The following is a 14,143-nucleotide window of genomic DNA, read 5'->3' as shown; positions in this document are numbered from 1 at the left end:
AAGGTGCACGTCATGACCCCTGCCGCCGACGGTTTCCGGATGCCCGCCGAGTGGACCCCGCACGAGCGCACCTGGATGGCGTGGCCGGGCCCCAACCCCACCTTCGACAACGCCGACGACCTCGCCGAGGCGCGCGCGGCCTGGGCGGCGGTGGCGTGCGCGATCCGCCGGTTCGAGCCGGTGACGGTCGTGTGCGGGCCGGGCCAGTCGGACGGGGCCCGGGCGCTGCTCGGCCCGGACGTCGACACCGTCGAACGCGAACTCGACGACGCCTGGATGCGCGACATCGGCCCCACCTTCCTCACCAACGGGAAGGGCGAACTGGCCGCGGTGGACTGGACGTTCAACGGCTGGGGCGCCCAGGGCTGGGCCCGCTGGGAGCACGACGCCAAGATCGGCGCGGCTGTCTCGGACCTCGCGGGGGCGAAGACGTACGCCTCGAAGCTGGTCAACGAGGGCGGTGCGATCCATGTCGACGGCGAGGGGACCGTGCTCCTGACCGAGACCGTGCAGCTGGGCCCCGAGCGCAACCCCGGCTGGACGCGCGAGCAGGTGGAGACGGAGATCCACGCCCACCTCGGCACCCGCAAGGCGATCTGGCTGCCGCGCGGGCTGACCGGCGACTATCCCCCGCACGGCTTCGGCACGCTCGGCCACGTCGACATCGTGGCCGCCTTCGCCCGCCCCGGAGTCGTGGTCGCGCACTCCCAGCCGGACCCGGCGCACCCCGACCACGAGGTGACCAAGGAGGTCATCGGCCTGCTCAAGGCCGCGACCGACGCGCGCGGGCGCCGCCTGGAGGTCGTCGAGGTCCAGGCCCCGACGGTCCTGGAGGCCGACGGCCACTGGGCCGACTACTCCTACATCAACCACTACCTCTGCAACGGCGGCGTGGTCCTCTGCGGCTTCGACGACCCGCGAGACGAGCTCGCGGCCGGCATCTTCCGACGGCTCTTCCCCGAGCGGACGGTGACACTGGTGGACGCACGTACGATCTTTGCCGGAGGCGGTGGCATCCACTGCATCACCCAGCAGCAGCCGAGGATCTGAACCAGGAGTCGCACGTGGCAGGGGACAGCGCGCCGCGGAGGAAGAACGCGCCTCCGCGCGAGGACGTGCTGGCCGCCGCCATGGACATGATCGCCGAGCGCGGTCTGGAGAAGCTCACCATGGCGGCGCTCGGCCGCGAGGTCGGTATGAGCAGCGGGCATCTCCTCTACTACTTCCACTCCAAGGACGAGCTGCTGCTGCAGACCCTGGAGTGGAGCGAGGGGCGGCTCGGAGCCGAACGCGGCCGGTTGCTCGCCGCGCGGGGCCCCGTCCGCGAGCGGCTCGACGCGTATGTCGACCTGTACGTCCCCGACGGCCACCGCGACCCGCACTGGACGCTCTGGCTGGAGGTCTGGAACCGCTCGCAGAACGCCGACGACGACGCCCGTGAGCGGCAGGTCACCATCGAGGGCGCCTGGCACCGCGACCTGGTCGCGCTGCTCGCCGAGGGTGTCTCGCGCGGCGAGTTCCGGCCGGTCGACCCGGACCGCTGCGCCGCCCGGCTGCGGGCCCTCCTCGACGGCTTCTCCATCCATGTGGCGATCGGACTGCGCGGCACGGACAGGGAGCGGATCCTGCTCCACGTAAGGGAATTCCTGGACGAATCCCTGAGCTGACCGTTCCCGGCGCGTATGTACGGGATCTGCGCACCGGCCGCGTCCAGCACTTCCCCGGCGCCTCGGAGCCGAAGGCGCGGCTCGCATCCTGAGACAACCCGTGAGCATCGGGACGGTATGTGCCAGACTGCCCCCGTGCTCTCGTTCGCCATGATTATTGGCAGCAGGCGCGCCGGTCCGCAGTGACCGCCACGTACCACCACGTACGGGCGGACATCGTCGTCCTCGACCCGCGCGCAGACCTCTCGCACCCGCGAGAGGTTTTTCGTTTTCCTGGCCCACCTCAAGCCGGGAAGGGAGCGCGAGGGATCATTGGAGGACGGTGGAGCCGGTCATTCCGGTACAGACCGAGATCCAACATCAGGAGCCGAACACCATGACCGAAACCAGCGAGCTCGACGATTCGTTCCACGTCTTCGACACGACCCTGCGCGACGGCGCGCAGCGTGAGGGCATCAACCTCACCGTGGCGGACAAGCTGGCCATCGCACGGCACCTGGACGACTTCGGGGTGGGCTTCATCGAGGGCGGCTGGCCCGGCGCCAACCCGCGGGACACCGAGTTCTTCGCCCGCGCCCAGCAGGAGATCGACTTCAAGCACGCCCAGCTGGTCGCGTTCGGCGCCACCCGCCGCGCGGGCGGCAAGGCGAGCGAGGACCCGCAGGTCAAGGCCCTTCTGGACTCCGGTGCCCAGGTGATCACCCTGGTCGCCAAGTCCCACGACCGCCACGTCGAACTCGCACTGCGCACCACCCTCGACGAAAACCTGGAGATGGTCCGCGACACGGTCGCCTACCTGTGCTCGCAAGGCCGCCGGGTCTTCGTCGACTGCGAGCACTTCTTCGACGGCTACCGCGCGAACCCCGAGTACGCGAAGGCCGTCGTCCGCGCGGCCTCCGAGGCGGGCGCCGACGTCGTCATCCTCTGCGACACCAACGGCGGCATGCTCCCCGCCCAGGTCCAGGCGGTCGTCGGCACGGTCCTCTCCGACACCGGCGCCCGGCTCGGCATGCACGCCCAGGACGACACGGGCTGCGCGGTCGCGAACACCCTGGCCGCCGTCGACGCGGGCGCGACCCACGTGCAGTGCACGGCGAACGGCTACGGCGAGCGGGTCGGCAACTCCAACCTGTTCCCGGTCGTGGCCGCCCTGGAGCTGAAGTACGGCAAGAAGGTCCTGCCCGAGGGCCACCTGCGTGAGATGACCCGTATCTCGCACGCGATCGCCGAGGTCGTCAACCTCACCCCCTCCACGCACCAGCCGTACGTCGGCGTCTCGGCCTTCGCCCACAAGGCGGGCCTGCACGCCTCGGCCATCAAGGTCGATCCGGACCTGTACCAGCACATCGACCCCGAGCAGGTCGGCAACACCATGCGGATGCTGGTCTCCGACATGGCGGGCCGAGCCTCGATCGAGCTCAAGGGCAAGGAACTCGGCATCGACCTCGGCGGCGACCGCGAGCTGGTGGGCCGCGTCGTGGAACGCGTCAAGGAACGCGAGCTCAAGGGCTACACGTACGAGGCCGCGGACGCGTCCTTCGAACTCCTGCTCCGCGAGGAGGCCGAGGGTCGGGCCCGCAAGTACTTCCAGGTCGAGTCCTGGCGCGCGATCGTCGAGGACCGCCCCGACGGCACCCACGCCAACGAGGCGACCGTCAAACTCTTCGCCAAGGGCGAGCGCATCGTCGCCACGGCGGAGGGCAACGGTCCGGTCAACGCCCTCGACCGCGCCCTGCGTGTCGCCCTCGAAAAGATCTACCCCCAGCTCGCCAAGCTGGAGCTGGTGGACTACAAGGTCCGCATCCTCGAGGGCAAGCACGGCACCCAGTCCACCACCCGTGTCCTCATCTCCACCTCCGACGGTGTGGGGGAGTGGTCCACGGTGGGCGTCGCGGAGAACGTGATCGCGGCGTCCTGGCAGTCGCTGGAGGACGCGTACACGTACGGCCTGCTGCGGGCCGGGGTCGAGCCCGCCGAGTAGATCCGCACAGGCAACGGCCGAGGCGGCCGCCGGGTCACAAGGCCGTCTCGCGCGACCTCTGCACGGGGTCACCGCCCCGGTCGCGCACGGGCGGGCGATCCAGCCGGAGAAGTCCGGCGGACCCCGCCCGCTGCGCCGAGGGGTGGGCCGTGGAACGGGTCAGCTCCTCGACTCCTTCCGCGAGATAGCCCACCCAGCTCGTGCTCTCGTCCTCCATGACGCGCTGGGCATCCAGTCGAAGGCGCTCGATCACCCCCAGCAGCGCGGCCTGGTCCTTGTCGCTGGGGGAATCGGTGACCCTGAGGAAACTCTGGGTCCATTCGCTCTGGGCCCTCTTGAGAATGTGCTGCAACGCCAATTCGCTCCTGATGTAGCGCGTCCAGGAAGCGGAGAAGCCGAAAATCCGGTCGAAGAGCACGCAGCCGGCGCCGGCGGCCAGGAAGACGAATCCCCATTCGGCCTGCACGGTCCCCGGACTCACCGTGTGGACCAAGGGCGTGAGGGTCCCGGCGATGCCCAGCAACGCGGTGAGGGCACGCAGTGAGCGCGACCAGCGGGCCGGGACGCGGCGACGCGCCAGGTACCAGCCGATCGCCTCGATCACCTCGCTCTCGGCGTGCCGGAACAGTTCCCACAGCACGTCCGCACGCGTCCGTGACCGGTCCAGGTCGGCGAGTTGGGACACCTGTATGTCCGCGGCTCGCTGTCTTTCGAGCATGCCCCCTGCCCTTCAGCCGTGACCAGTCGGCCCGTGTTGCCGACGTCAGCAAAGAGGCATCGTATGCGTAAGCGGCGGTGTGTGGCCCCATCGGCTCAAGTCGCCGCTCGCCGGCATCGCCACCCGGCGCGAGCAGCTCCCGACCGGCCCGGCCGGGGCAGCCCCGCACCCACAGGCTCCAGGGGCTCAGGAACCGGCGGATGCGGGCGCTGCGACAGCGGGGAGGGCGGTGGATCGAGCCCGTCTAGACGACCGGCCGGTTCCCGCCGTACCCGCGCGGGTGACCCGTCACTGCAGATGCCACTTCTGATTGGCCGCCCCGGTGCACGACCAGATCTGCGCCCGTGCCCCGTTCGCGGACGAGTTGTCGGTCACGTCGAGACATTTGGCGGCGGCCGTTTGGACGAGGTCTCCGGTCGACGCGTTGTACGACCAGCGTTGGGCGCTCGTGCCGTTGCAGTCGTACAGCTGGGCCTTCGCCCCGTCGGCCGTGGAACCACCGGCCACGTCCAGGCACTTGCCGAGCGCCTGGACGGTCCCGTCGGCCTGTACCGTCCAGCGCTGCGCCGTCGACCCGTTGCAGTCGTACAGCTGCACCGCCGTCCCGTTCGTCGTCGAACCGCCCGCCACATCGAGGCACTTGCCCGCGAGTCCCACGAAGGCCCCCGACTGCGCACCCCCACCGGCCTGTGTCCCGGCCCAGGTGAAGGTGGCGGACGTCTTGCCCGGCAGCGAGTACGTCGCGTGCTGCGTGCCCCAGTTGATGGTCATGGTCTTCGCGGACGAGGAGTCGTTGTAGGCGATCAGCGCCTTCGAACCGTCAGGATTGCGCCACGCCACGTTCGGCACCGCCGTACTCGCGGTCGAGGCCACCCGCTGAGCCCCCGGCCGCACGAACTTCGTCAGCTGCCCCATCGTGTAGTACTCGATCGTGTAGTCGACCTGCCCGCTCGCGCCGTCCCCGTTGTGGACGGTGATCAGCCCGGAGCACGTCCCGCACCCCCCGTTGTGCGGCCCCCGGTTCTGATCCACGGTCAGTGACCACTTCGTCACCGACTTCGCCCAGTTCCGCGTGTAGTCGACGATGTTGAGCATGTCCTCGCGCTGCTGGTTGGCGATCCAGGTGCCACCCGAGTGCTCGGTCCCGAAGGCGTCCACCCCCGGGTACTGGTTGTGCACGCTCGTCTGCTTGCCCACGTCCCCGCCGTACCCGTGCCAGGCGATCCCCCCGAAGTTCGGATGCGCGCGCACGGCCGCGTCGTCGACGGTCTGGGCGGCGTACGAGTCGTACACGTCCCAGTTCCAGTCGTGCGCCAGCACCTTCGTGGACAGCCCCGCGGCCTGCAGCTTCGGCAGCAGCTCACTCTTCGTGAAGTACGCGAGCCCCGACGCGTTCCAGCTCATCGACGGATACCCCGAGCAGCACGTCGGCTCGTTCTGCGCGGTGACGTACGAGACCGGCACCCCCTGGTCCCGGTACGCCTGGAGGTACTTCACGAAGTACGAGGCGTACGCCCCGTAGTCCTCCGCCTTCAGCCAGCCCCCGTTGAGCTGCCCGCTGTCCTTCATCCAGGCGGGCGCGGTCCACGGCGAGGCCATCACGGTCAGCGAGGGGTTCAGCTGGAGGGCCTGCTTGGTCAGCGGCACCACATCGGCCAGATCGTGCGCGATCGAGAACGACGAGAGGGACGGGTCGGTCTGCCCGGCCGGCACGTCGTCGTACGTGTACCCGTAGCGGGCGAGATCGGACGCGCCCATCGGATTGCGCAGGAACGAGAGCCCGATGCCCTCGGTCGGCGAGAACAGCTTGCGCATCGTCGCGTCCCGTGTGGCCGCCGACAGCGCCCCGCTGCTGTTCATCAGCCAGGCCGCGGTGTCGGTGAAGGACGCGCCGCCCCCGGTGAAGGTCTGGTAGCGGGTGTTCTCGTCGACGGTGATGTTCTCGCCGCTGCCACCGGCACCGGCCTGGAAGGCGAACGGCGTCTGGGCCTGCAGCCCGCGGACGACATGGCGTCCGCCGTCGTCGTCCGTCGTGGTCAGCCAGGCGGTGACGGGTTCGCCCGCGGCGTGCGCGGGCGCCGCCGTGACAGCGGTCAGCCCTGCGGTGGTGAGCAGTCCGGCGAGAAGAAAACGGACCGCCCGAGAGGATCTCCTCATGACGCGTCGCCCTTCTGGGTGTGGGGGAGGGGGCGTGCGAGCCGTGAGTAAATGACGGCTTCGGGCCCACGTCAAGAGGTCTCGCGTTCAAAGCGTGAAAGAACAACTGCCCTGCTCCGGCCCCACGTTGGCCGTGTACCTGTTCTGACGTGAAGCCTTGACGGCTTCCCGGGACACCAGTTAACTCACGGCGTGATCTAAGTCGTAAGAGACCAACCAGAGACGTCGTCAGGCATTCGCTCAGAGAACACCAGGGATTACAGGGACTACCTAGAGTCGAGGGAAGGTCCATGCGAAGAACCGCCCTGCTCGCCTCCGCCGCCATGCTCACCGGGCTGCTGCCGCTTCTGTCGGCCGGAGCGGCCACGGCCGACGAACCGGCCCCCGTCCCCGTCGACCGCTTCGAGGGCGAGGTCCCCTTCGCCGGCCCCCCTGCCGAGGGCCTCTTCACCTGGGGCGGCGACGCCGACGACCCGCCCGCGCTCGCGCTGACCACCCGCACCGACGCCCCCGAGGGCACCAAGGTCCTCGCGGGCACCTACGACATCAGCGGCTACGGCGGCTTCACCCACGACTTCGCCTTCGACCAGCCGGCCCACGACTGGTCGGCCCACAAGGGCATCCGTTTCTGGTGGGACGGCCAGAACAACGCCAAGAAGGTCGCCTTCGAGATCAAGGACGGCGGCGCCAACGGCGAGGCCTCCGAGCTGTGGACGACGTCCTTCACCGACGACTTCACCGGCTGGAAACAGATCGAGATCCCCTTCACCGACTTCACCTACCGCACGGACTACCAGCCCGTCGGCGGCATCGACCAGGTACTCGGCCTCACCCAGATGTGGGGGTACGCCCTCACGCTCCCGGTCGGCGTCAAGGGCCGGTTCGCCATGGACGACGTCGAGTTGTACGGCAAGGCCGACCAGTCCCTGCGCGCCTCCGTCACCACCGACTCCGCCGTCCACCCGGTGAAGGAGGGAGCGACGGCGACGGTGAAGCTCTCCGTCGCCACCACCGGAGCCGCCCCGATCGACGAACCCGTGACCGTCACCTACGAGAGCGCGGGCGGCACCGCCGAGCCCGGCAAGGACTACACACCGGTCAAGGGCGAGATCACCTTCCCGGCGGGCACGGCCTCCGGCGCCACCCGCACGATCCAGGTCCCGACGCTGCGTGACAAGTCCGCCGAACCCGCCGAGACGATCCCCCTGAAGCTCACGGTCACCGGTGCGAAGGCCCCCGCCGAGACCCCGCAGATCGTCATCGACGCCCACGGCCTGCCGTACCTGGACCCGAAACTGCCCGTGAAGAAGCGGGTCGCCGACCTCGTCTCCCGCATGTCCCTGGAGGAGAAGGCCGGGCAGATGACCCAGGCCGAACGCGGCGCGCTCACCGCGCAGGGCGACATCGCCACGTACGACCTCGGCTCGCTCCTGTCCGGCGGCGGCTCGACCCCGACGCCCAACACCCCCGAGGCATGGGCGAAGATGATCGACGCCTTCCAGCTCCGGGCGCAGGCGACACGGTTCCAGATCCCGCTGATCTACGGTGTGGACGCGGTGCACGGCCACAACAACCTCACCGGCGCGACGATCATGCCGCACAACATCGGCATCGGCGCGACCCGTGATCCCCAGCTGGCCCAGCGGACCGGCTCCGTGACGGCGGCCGAGGTGCGCGCCACCGGCATCCCCTGGGACTTCGCCCCCTGCCTCTGCGTCACCCGCGACGAACGCTGGGGCCGCTCCTACGAGTCCTTCGGTGAGGACCCCGCGCTCGTCGAGTCCATGGAGACGATGATCCAGGGCCTCCAGGGCGCCGCCAATGGCAAGGACCTGAAGGACAACGACAAGGTACTGGCCACGGCCAAGCATTTCGTCGGCGACGGCGGCACGGAGTACGGCTCGTCGACGACGGGCTCGTACACCATCGATCAGGGCGTCACGAAGGTCACCCGGCAGCAGTTGGAGGCCATCCACCTGGCGCCGTACGAGACGGCGGTCGACCGCGGCATCGGCTCGGTCATGCCGTCCTACTCCTCACTCGACATCCTCGGTGACGGACAGGGCCCGGTGAAGATGCACGCCCGCGCGGACATGATCAACGGCGTGCTCAAGGACCGGATGGGCTTCGACGGATTCGTCATCAGCGACTGGGCCGCCATCGACCAGATCCCCGGCGACTACGCGTCCGACGTCCGTACGTCGATCAACGCGGGCCTGGACATGATCATGGTTCCGTACGCCTACAAGGACTTCCGTACGACACTGGTCGACGAGGTACGGGCGGGCCGCGTCAGCGAGGCGCGGGTGAACGACGCCGTGTCCCGCATCCTCACCCAGAAGTTCAAACTCGGCCTCTTCGAGAAGCCGTACGCGGACATGAGCGGCGCGGCGCGGATCGGTTCCGCCGGGCACCGGGCGGTCGCCCGCGAGGCGGCGGCCAAGTCCCAGGTCCTCCTGAAGAACGCGGCCGGCGTACTGCCCCTGAAGAAGTCCCAGAAGGTGTACGTCGCCGGTTCGAACGCCGACGACCTCGGCAACCAGACCGGCGGCTGGACGATCACCTGGCAGGGCGCGTCCGGGAAGCACACGGACGGTACGACGATCCTTCAAGGCATGCGGAACGCCGGCGGTGACGTCACCTACTCGAAGGACGCCTCGGCACCGACGTCCGGATACGACGTGGGAGTGGTCGTCGTGGGCGAGACCCCCTACGCGGAGGGTGTCGGCGATGTGGGCAACGGCAACGACCTCGCTCTGACCCCCGCCGACCAGGCCGCCGTGGACAAGGTGTGCGCCGCCATGAAGTGCGCGGTCCTGATCGTCTCGGGCCGCCCGCAGCTCATCGGGGACCGCCTGGGCGAGATCGACGCCGTGGTCGCCTCCTGGCTGCCCGGCACGGAGGGTGACGGCGTGGCGGACGTGCTGTACGGCAAGCGCGTCTTCACCGGTCAGCTCCCCGTCACCTGGCCCAAGTCGGAGGCGCAACTCCCGATCAACGTCGGCGACACGTCCTACGATCCGCAGTTCCCCTACGGCTGGGGCCTGACAACACTCACCAAGGTCCCCGGCGGCGGCACGGCCACGCTCAAGGCCCTCGCTCTCGCGGCCCGGACGGCGGACCGGACCGGCTCGAAGCAGCTCGGCCGCGCCGTGGTCACCAAGGCCCGCCTCCTGGTCCAGCAGAGCGCGGGCTCGACCATCACCCCCGCGTTCGCCAAACCCTTCGCGGACGCCGACCACCTACTCCTGACCGCCCACTACGCCCAGGCACTGACGAAGCTCCAGGAGGCATACCGAGCCAGATGAGCCCACCGCCCCCTCGTGCCCGCGGGCACGAGGGGGCGCTGCGCTCATCTTCAGCCCGTCCGGCGTTTGAGGACGAGGCCGTTCAGGCGGATGCGGGGTGTCTGGGGGCGGCAGCCCCCAGCGGGGTTGAAGGGGCGGAGCCCCTGGGGATGGGAATGGGCAGGGGCGGCGGGGGCGAGAAAACCCCTCAGATCCCCCTCACCCCCCATCAGCCACAATGCCCATATTTACGCACGTTCAGGTAGCTTCGGAGATATGAAGGCCGCACTGATCCGAGGACTCCCCGGACTGCTGATCGCGCTGACACTCGCCGCCCTCACGGCACTCGCCCTCACCGCACCCCCCGCCCACGCGGCCACAGACGTAGGAACAGTCGCGGCAGCCCTCCGCAAGAGCCCCGTCTACGTGGACCCCGCAGCCTCCGCGCAACTCTCCAAGGCGGACGCGGACACCCTGGCCAAGAAGATCAAGAACGCGAACAAGCCCGTCTTCGTGGCCGTCCTCCCCGCGGACTTCCCCACCCAGAACCTCTTCCAGAACCTCCGCACCGACACCGGCATCACAGGCCTGTACGCCATCAGACTGGGCACCCGCTTCGACGCCCGCGCCGACACCGCGGTCATGCCCCGCACCGCCGTCCAGAACCTCGTCACCAGCGTCCAGGGCGAACCCACGAACACCCAGCTGAACAACTTCACGGACCGAGCCCTGACCAACATCAACGGCTCGGCCCCCAAGGGCTGGGGCTCGAGCGGCGGAGGTGGCGTCTCCACCGGCGCCCTGATCGCGGTGGCCGCGGTAGCCGTGGCGGGAGGCGCGGGCGCCTACACCCTCGTACGCCGCAACCGCCGCCGCAAAGCACAGGAACAACAGGAAGCACTGGACAAACTCCGCGTGGTCGTCGACGAGGACATCACCGCGTTCGGCGAGGAGCTCGACCGGCTCGACTTCCACCCCGCCGAGGCCGGCGCCGACGACGCGATGCGCGCCGACTACGAACGCGCGCTCGACGCCTACGAACAGGCGAAGTCGTCGATGGCCGCGGCCCGCCGCCCGGAGGACGTACGCGCCGTCACCCAGTCCCTGGAGGACGGCCGCTTCTCCCTCGCGCTCCTGTCCGCCCGCCGTGAGGGCAGGCCCCTGCCCGACCGCCGCGCTCCCTGTTTCTTCGACCCGCGCCACGGCCCGTCGGTCGCCGACGCGATCTGGACACCCGCCGGCGGCGCTCCCCGGGAGGTCCCGGTCTGCGCGGCGGACCAGGCCCGCCTCGCGGACGGCCGTGCCCCCGCGGTCCGCGAGGTCGACACCGACTACGGCCGCCGCCCGTACTGGGACGCAGGCCCCGCCTACGGCCCCTGGGCGGGCGGCTACTTCGGCGGCGGCCTCCTCCCCGGCCTGCTCGTCGGCACCCTGCTCGGCAGCATGATGGCCACCCCCTCCTACGCCTCCGACTACGGCTCCGGTTACGGAGACTTCGGCGGCTACGACGGCGGTGACGTCTCCGGCTCCGACTTCGACCCCGGCGACTTCGGCGGCGGTTTCGGGGACGGCGGTGGCGGCGGTGGCGGCGACTTCGGCGGCGGAGGAGGAGACTTCGGCGGAGGCTTCTGAATCAGAGGCCCCGAGGGAGTCCGAACCGAAGGCGTCCGAGACGAAAGCGTCTGAAACAGAGGCGTCTAAGACGAAGGCGTCCGAGCCGAAGGCGTCTGAAGCACGGCCTTCCGGGACGAAAGCTCCTGAGAAAGCTCCTGAGGCTCGATTTCCGCGAGGCGATCCATCAGCGCCCCCGCCAACCGCAACACCTCGCGCTCGGTCTCGCTCAGGATCCCGAGCGCCTCCGCCAGCCCACTCCCAGCTGATTTGGACTGAGGCCGCCCTCGCCCCGCTCCTGCCGCAGCCGCCGATTGAGCCGGACGACACCACGCCGGACTTCTCCTACTCCCTCGCCCTGTGGCTGGAGGACGCCGCCGCACTGCACACCGACGTCCTCGTCCTCGCGGTCGCCCTGACCCGCACCCTGGCCCGCCCCCAACGGACCGCCGACGTACACGGCCGCCTCACGGCATGTGTCCCGCTGCCCGCCCGTCTCGGGGCGATCGCGGTCGGCGCGGCCCTGGCGGTCGGGTCGGCCTGCTGTGTTCTGCCGATCCCACGCCGCCGCACACCGGCACCGAGCCCCGCGTCTCCGGCATGATCCGCCAGACAGGCCCTAACCCCGCGACCCCTGTCCACGAGGTCCCTGTCCACGCAGCCCCTCCCCGTTCGGTCCCATCCCACGCGGTGCCTCACTCCACGGATCCTTCCGACCCGACGCTTCCGGGGCCGCCGCACGCGGCACGACCAGCCCCGTCTCGTACGCCGTCACCACCGCCTGCGTACGGTCGCGCAGCCCCAGCTTGGACAGCACCCGGCTGACATGGGTCTTCACGGTCTCCTCGCCCACCTGAAGCCGCGCGGCGATCTCCGGGTTGGACAACCCTTCCGCCAGCAGCCGCAGCACCTCCGTCTCGCGCGGGGTGAGCACGCCGAGCGCCGTCCCCGTCGGCGCCCTGGGTTTGAGCCGGGCGAACTCGGCGATCAGCCGCCGGGTGATGACAGGCGCGAGCAGCGCCTCACCGGCGGCCACGACCCGTACCGCCTCGAACAGCCGCTCCGCCGTCACATCCTTCAGAAGGAACCCGCTCGCCCCGGCCGCGAGCGCGTCATACACATGCTCGTCCAGGTCGAAGGTGGTGAGGATGAGCACGCGCGGCGCGTCCCCGGCCTCCGGCCCCATCAGCTCGGCGGTGGCCTGGATCCCGTCCATGACCGGCATCCGTACGTCCATGAGGACCACGTCGGGACGCCGCTCCCGGCAGACACGCACCGCCTCGGTGCCGTCGCACGCCGTGCCGACGACGATGAAGTCAGGCTGGGTGGCGAGAAGTCCGGCGTACCCGGCACGCACCACCTCGTGGTCGTCGGCCACGACGATCCGCACGGCAGGGACCGGTCCCTCGGCTTCCGAGGCCTCTACGGCGGTCGTCATACGAGAGCCTCCTCCCGCACCGGCAGTCGCGCCTCGACCAGGAAGCCGCCCCCGCGCGCGGGGCCGGTGCGCAGGGTGCCGCCGACCGTGGCGGCCCGCTCCCGCATACCGAGCAGGCCGTGCCCGGCGGCCGGGGACACGGGCCCCGGCCCGTTGTCGCGCACACGGATCGCCAAGTCGTCCTCCGCGTAGCGAAGTTCGACGTCGACGGCGGCACCCGGTGCATGCCGGCGGGCGTTGGTGAGGGCTTCCTGGACAATGCGGTACGCGGTGACTTCGATGCCCGGGTCGAGCGGCGTGATCGGCCCGCTGACGATCAGCCGCGTACGGGAGCCAGAGGCGTCCCGGGACTCGTCGATGAGCTCCAGGAGCTGGCGCAGCCCCGGCTGCGGACGCCGGTTGACCCCCGTGTCGGCGTCCTCCCGCAGCACCCCGAGCAGGCGCCGCATCTCCGTCAGCGCGGTCCGCGCGGTGTCCCCGATGGCGAGCAGCCGGGAGGCACCGTCGGCCGGAAGCCCCGCCGTGGTCAGCCGGGCCGTCTCGGCCTGCACGGCGATCATCGAGATGTGGTGCGCGACCACGTCGTGCAACTCCCTCGCGATGCGCGCCCGTTCACCCCGCGCGGCATGCGCGAGGAGCGTGTCGGCGAAGGCCCGCTCCGTCGCGCTGTGGGCCAGCGCGGCGCTGCGGACGTGGTGCGTGATGCCCGTCGCGGCCGCCGCCGAGGCGAGCGTGGCCACCAGTACGGCCATCACCCGGGTGGTGAGGTCGTCTTGGCTGACGAGGGCCAGCACGACATACGGCACGACGAGTATTCCGCTGAGCCGGGGTGCCCCCGCCCGTCCCAGCCAGTACACCGAGGCCAGCTGGGCCGCCACGCCCGCCAGCGTGAGGGCACGGAACGGTGCAAGCGCCAGCACTCCCGCCGAGGTCGCGGCCACGGCGGCCCCGGCCCGCACGGGCAGGGCCCGGTCGGCGCCGAGAACGAAGGTGAGCGGCAGGGTGGTGCAGACGCCGAGCAGCAGGGCGAGCGACAGGTTCTCGCGCAGGCCCCCGAGCCGGATCAGGACCTCGGCGCAGGCGAGGAGCGCGAGGGCGACCGGGTAGGTCACGGAGGCCGGGAAGCGCCGCAGCAACTTCCGTACCCCCGCGATTCCTTCGCCGCGTCGCGCCGTGTCCTCGCCCATGCCGCCATTGTGCCGTCGACCGCGCCGCAGCGCGTCACCCTGGGGTTTCTCCCTCGTACGGGGGACCCGGCCGGCGATCCGTCCCTCGTGGCAGGGG

General features: G+C 70.4%; 8 protein-coding genes and 1 pseudogene. 5 read left to right on the top strand and 4 right to left on the bottom strand.

Annotated elements, in window-relative coordinates; genetic code table 11:
* The first annotated feature begins 12 nt into the window (after nucleotides 1–12).
* The 3 genes from OG568_RS17540 (at nucleotide 13) to cimA (ending at nucleotide 3,648) form a co-directional block, all read left to right on the top strand.
* Complete coding sequence (locus tag OG568_RS17540) at nucleotides 13–1,050, top strand: agmatine deiminase family protein (RefSeq protein WP_329532262.1); 1,038 nt, start codon at nucleotides 13–15, stop codon at nucleotides 1,048–1,050.
* Nucleotides 1,051–1,130: 80 nt separating this feature from the next.
* Complete coding sequence (locus tag OG568_RS17535) at nucleotides 1,131–1,667, top strand: TetR/AcrR family transcriptional regulator (protein ID WP_266591442.1); 537 nt, start codon at nucleotides 1,131–1,133, stop codon at nucleotides 1,665–1,667.
* 376 nt (nucleotides 1,668–2,043) lie between these two features.
* Complete coding sequence (gene cimA, locus OG568_RS17530) at nucleotides 2,044–3,648, top strand: citramalate synthase (protein WP_266431044.1); 1,605 nt, start codon at nucleotides 2,044–2,046, stop codon at nucleotides 3,646–3,648.
* 34 nt (nucleotides 3,649–3,682) lie between these two features.
* Here the strand turns inward: cimA and OG568_RS17525 are convergent, their stop codons facing one another.
* Entirely contained in the window at nucleotides 3,683–4,366 is a 684-nt protein-coding gene (locus tag OG568_RS17525; RefSeq protein ID WP_329532261.1) for an SLATT domain-containing protein, read from the bottom strand.
* A 288-nt stretch (nucleotides 4,367–4,654) separates the two neighbouring features.
* Complete coding sequence (locus OG568_RS17520) at nucleotides 4,655–6,523, bottom strand: ricin-type beta-trefoil lectin domain protein (RefSeq protein WP_329532260.1); 1,869 nt, start codon at nucleotides 6,521–6,523, stop codon at nucleotides 4,655–4,657.
* Nucleotides 6,524–6,813: 290 nt separating this feature from the next.
* On the opposite strand from OG568_RS17520, the gene OG568_RS17515 reads away from it, so the two are divergent.
* Together OG568_RS17515 and OG568_RS17510 are read left to right on the top strand one after the other, a co-directional pair.
* The gene (locus tag OG568_RS17515) at nucleotides 6,814–9,831 is read left to right on the top strand and encodes a glycoside hydrolase family 3 protein (protein ID WP_329532259.1); all 3,018 of its coding nucleotides are present in this window, start codon (nucleotides 6,814–6,816) and stop codon (nucleotides 9,829–9,831) included.
* Nucleotides 9,832–10,086: 255 nt separating this feature from the next.
* Nucleotides 10,087–11,442: a hypothetical protein gene (locus OG568_RS17510; protein WP_329532258.1), complete on the top strand. Its 1,356-nt coding sequence runs from the start codon at nucleotides 10,087–10,089 to the stop codon at nucleotides 11,440–11,442.
* Nucleotides 11,443–12,160: 718 nt separating this feature from the next.
* On the opposite strand, the pseudogene OG568_RS17505 reads toward OG568_RS17510, so the two are convergent.
* Nucleotides 12,161–12,859 (bottom strand): annotated as a pseudogene (locus OG568_RS17505) (response regulator); the annotation flags it as partial.
* The gene (locus tag OG568_RS17500; RefSeq protein ID WP_329532257.1) at nucleotides 12,856–14,046 is read right to left on the bottom strand and encodes a sensor histidine kinase; all 1,191 of its coding nucleotides are present in this window, start codon (nucleotides 14,044–14,046) and stop codon (nucleotides 12,856–12,858) included. The pseudogene OG568_RS17505 and the gene OG568_RS17500, both read right to left, overlap by 4 nt.
* Between the last annotated feature and the right edge of the window lie 97 nt (nucleotides 14,047–14,143).

It is taken from the genome of Streptomyces sp. NBC_01450 (assembly GCF_036227505.1).
Classification (GTDB): Bacteria; Actinomycetota; Actinomycetes; order Streptomycetales; family Streptomycetaceae; genus Streptomyces.
The sequence above is the reverse complement of the archived record's forward strand: the minus strand, read 5'-3'. Positions and strand labels throughout refer to the sequence as shown.

What these genes read in the sequence shown, in the direction of transcription:
- OG568_RS17510 (WP_329532258.1), top strand. Translation starts at nt 10,087, where the DNA reads ATGAAGGCCGCACTGATCCGAGGACTCCCCGGACTGCTGATCGCGCTG.
- OG568_RS17500 (WP_329532257.1), bottom strand. Translation starts at nt 14,046, where the DNA reads ATGGGCGAGGACACGGCGCGACGCGGCGAAGGAATCGCGGGGGTACGG.
- OG568_RS17515 (WP_329532259.1), top strand. Translation starts at nt 6,814, where the DNA reads ATGCGAAGAACCGCCCTGCTCGCCTCCGCCGCCATGCTCACCGGGCTG.
- OG568_RS17540 (WP_329532262.1), top strand. Translation starts at nt 13, where the DNA reads ATGACCCCTGCCGCCGACGGTTTCCGGATGCCCGCCGAGTGGACCCCG.
- cimA (WP_266431044.1), top strand. Translation starts at nt 2,044, where the DNA reads ATGACCGAAACCAGCGAGCTCGACGATTCGTTCCACGTCTTCGACACG.
- OG568_RS17525 (WP_329532261.1), bottom strand. Translation starts at nt 4,366, where the DNA reads ATGCTCGAAAGACAGCGAGCCGCGGACATACAGGTGTCCCAACTCGCC.
- OG568_RS17520 (WP_329532260.1), bottom strand. Translation starts at nt 6,523, where the DNA reads ATGAGGAGATCCTCTCGGGCGGTCCGTTTTCTTCTCGCCGGACTGCTC.
- OG568_RS17535 (WP_266591442.1), top strand. Translation starts at nt 1,131, where the DNA reads ATGGACATGATCGCCGAGCGCGGTCTGGAGAAGCTCACCATGGCGGCG.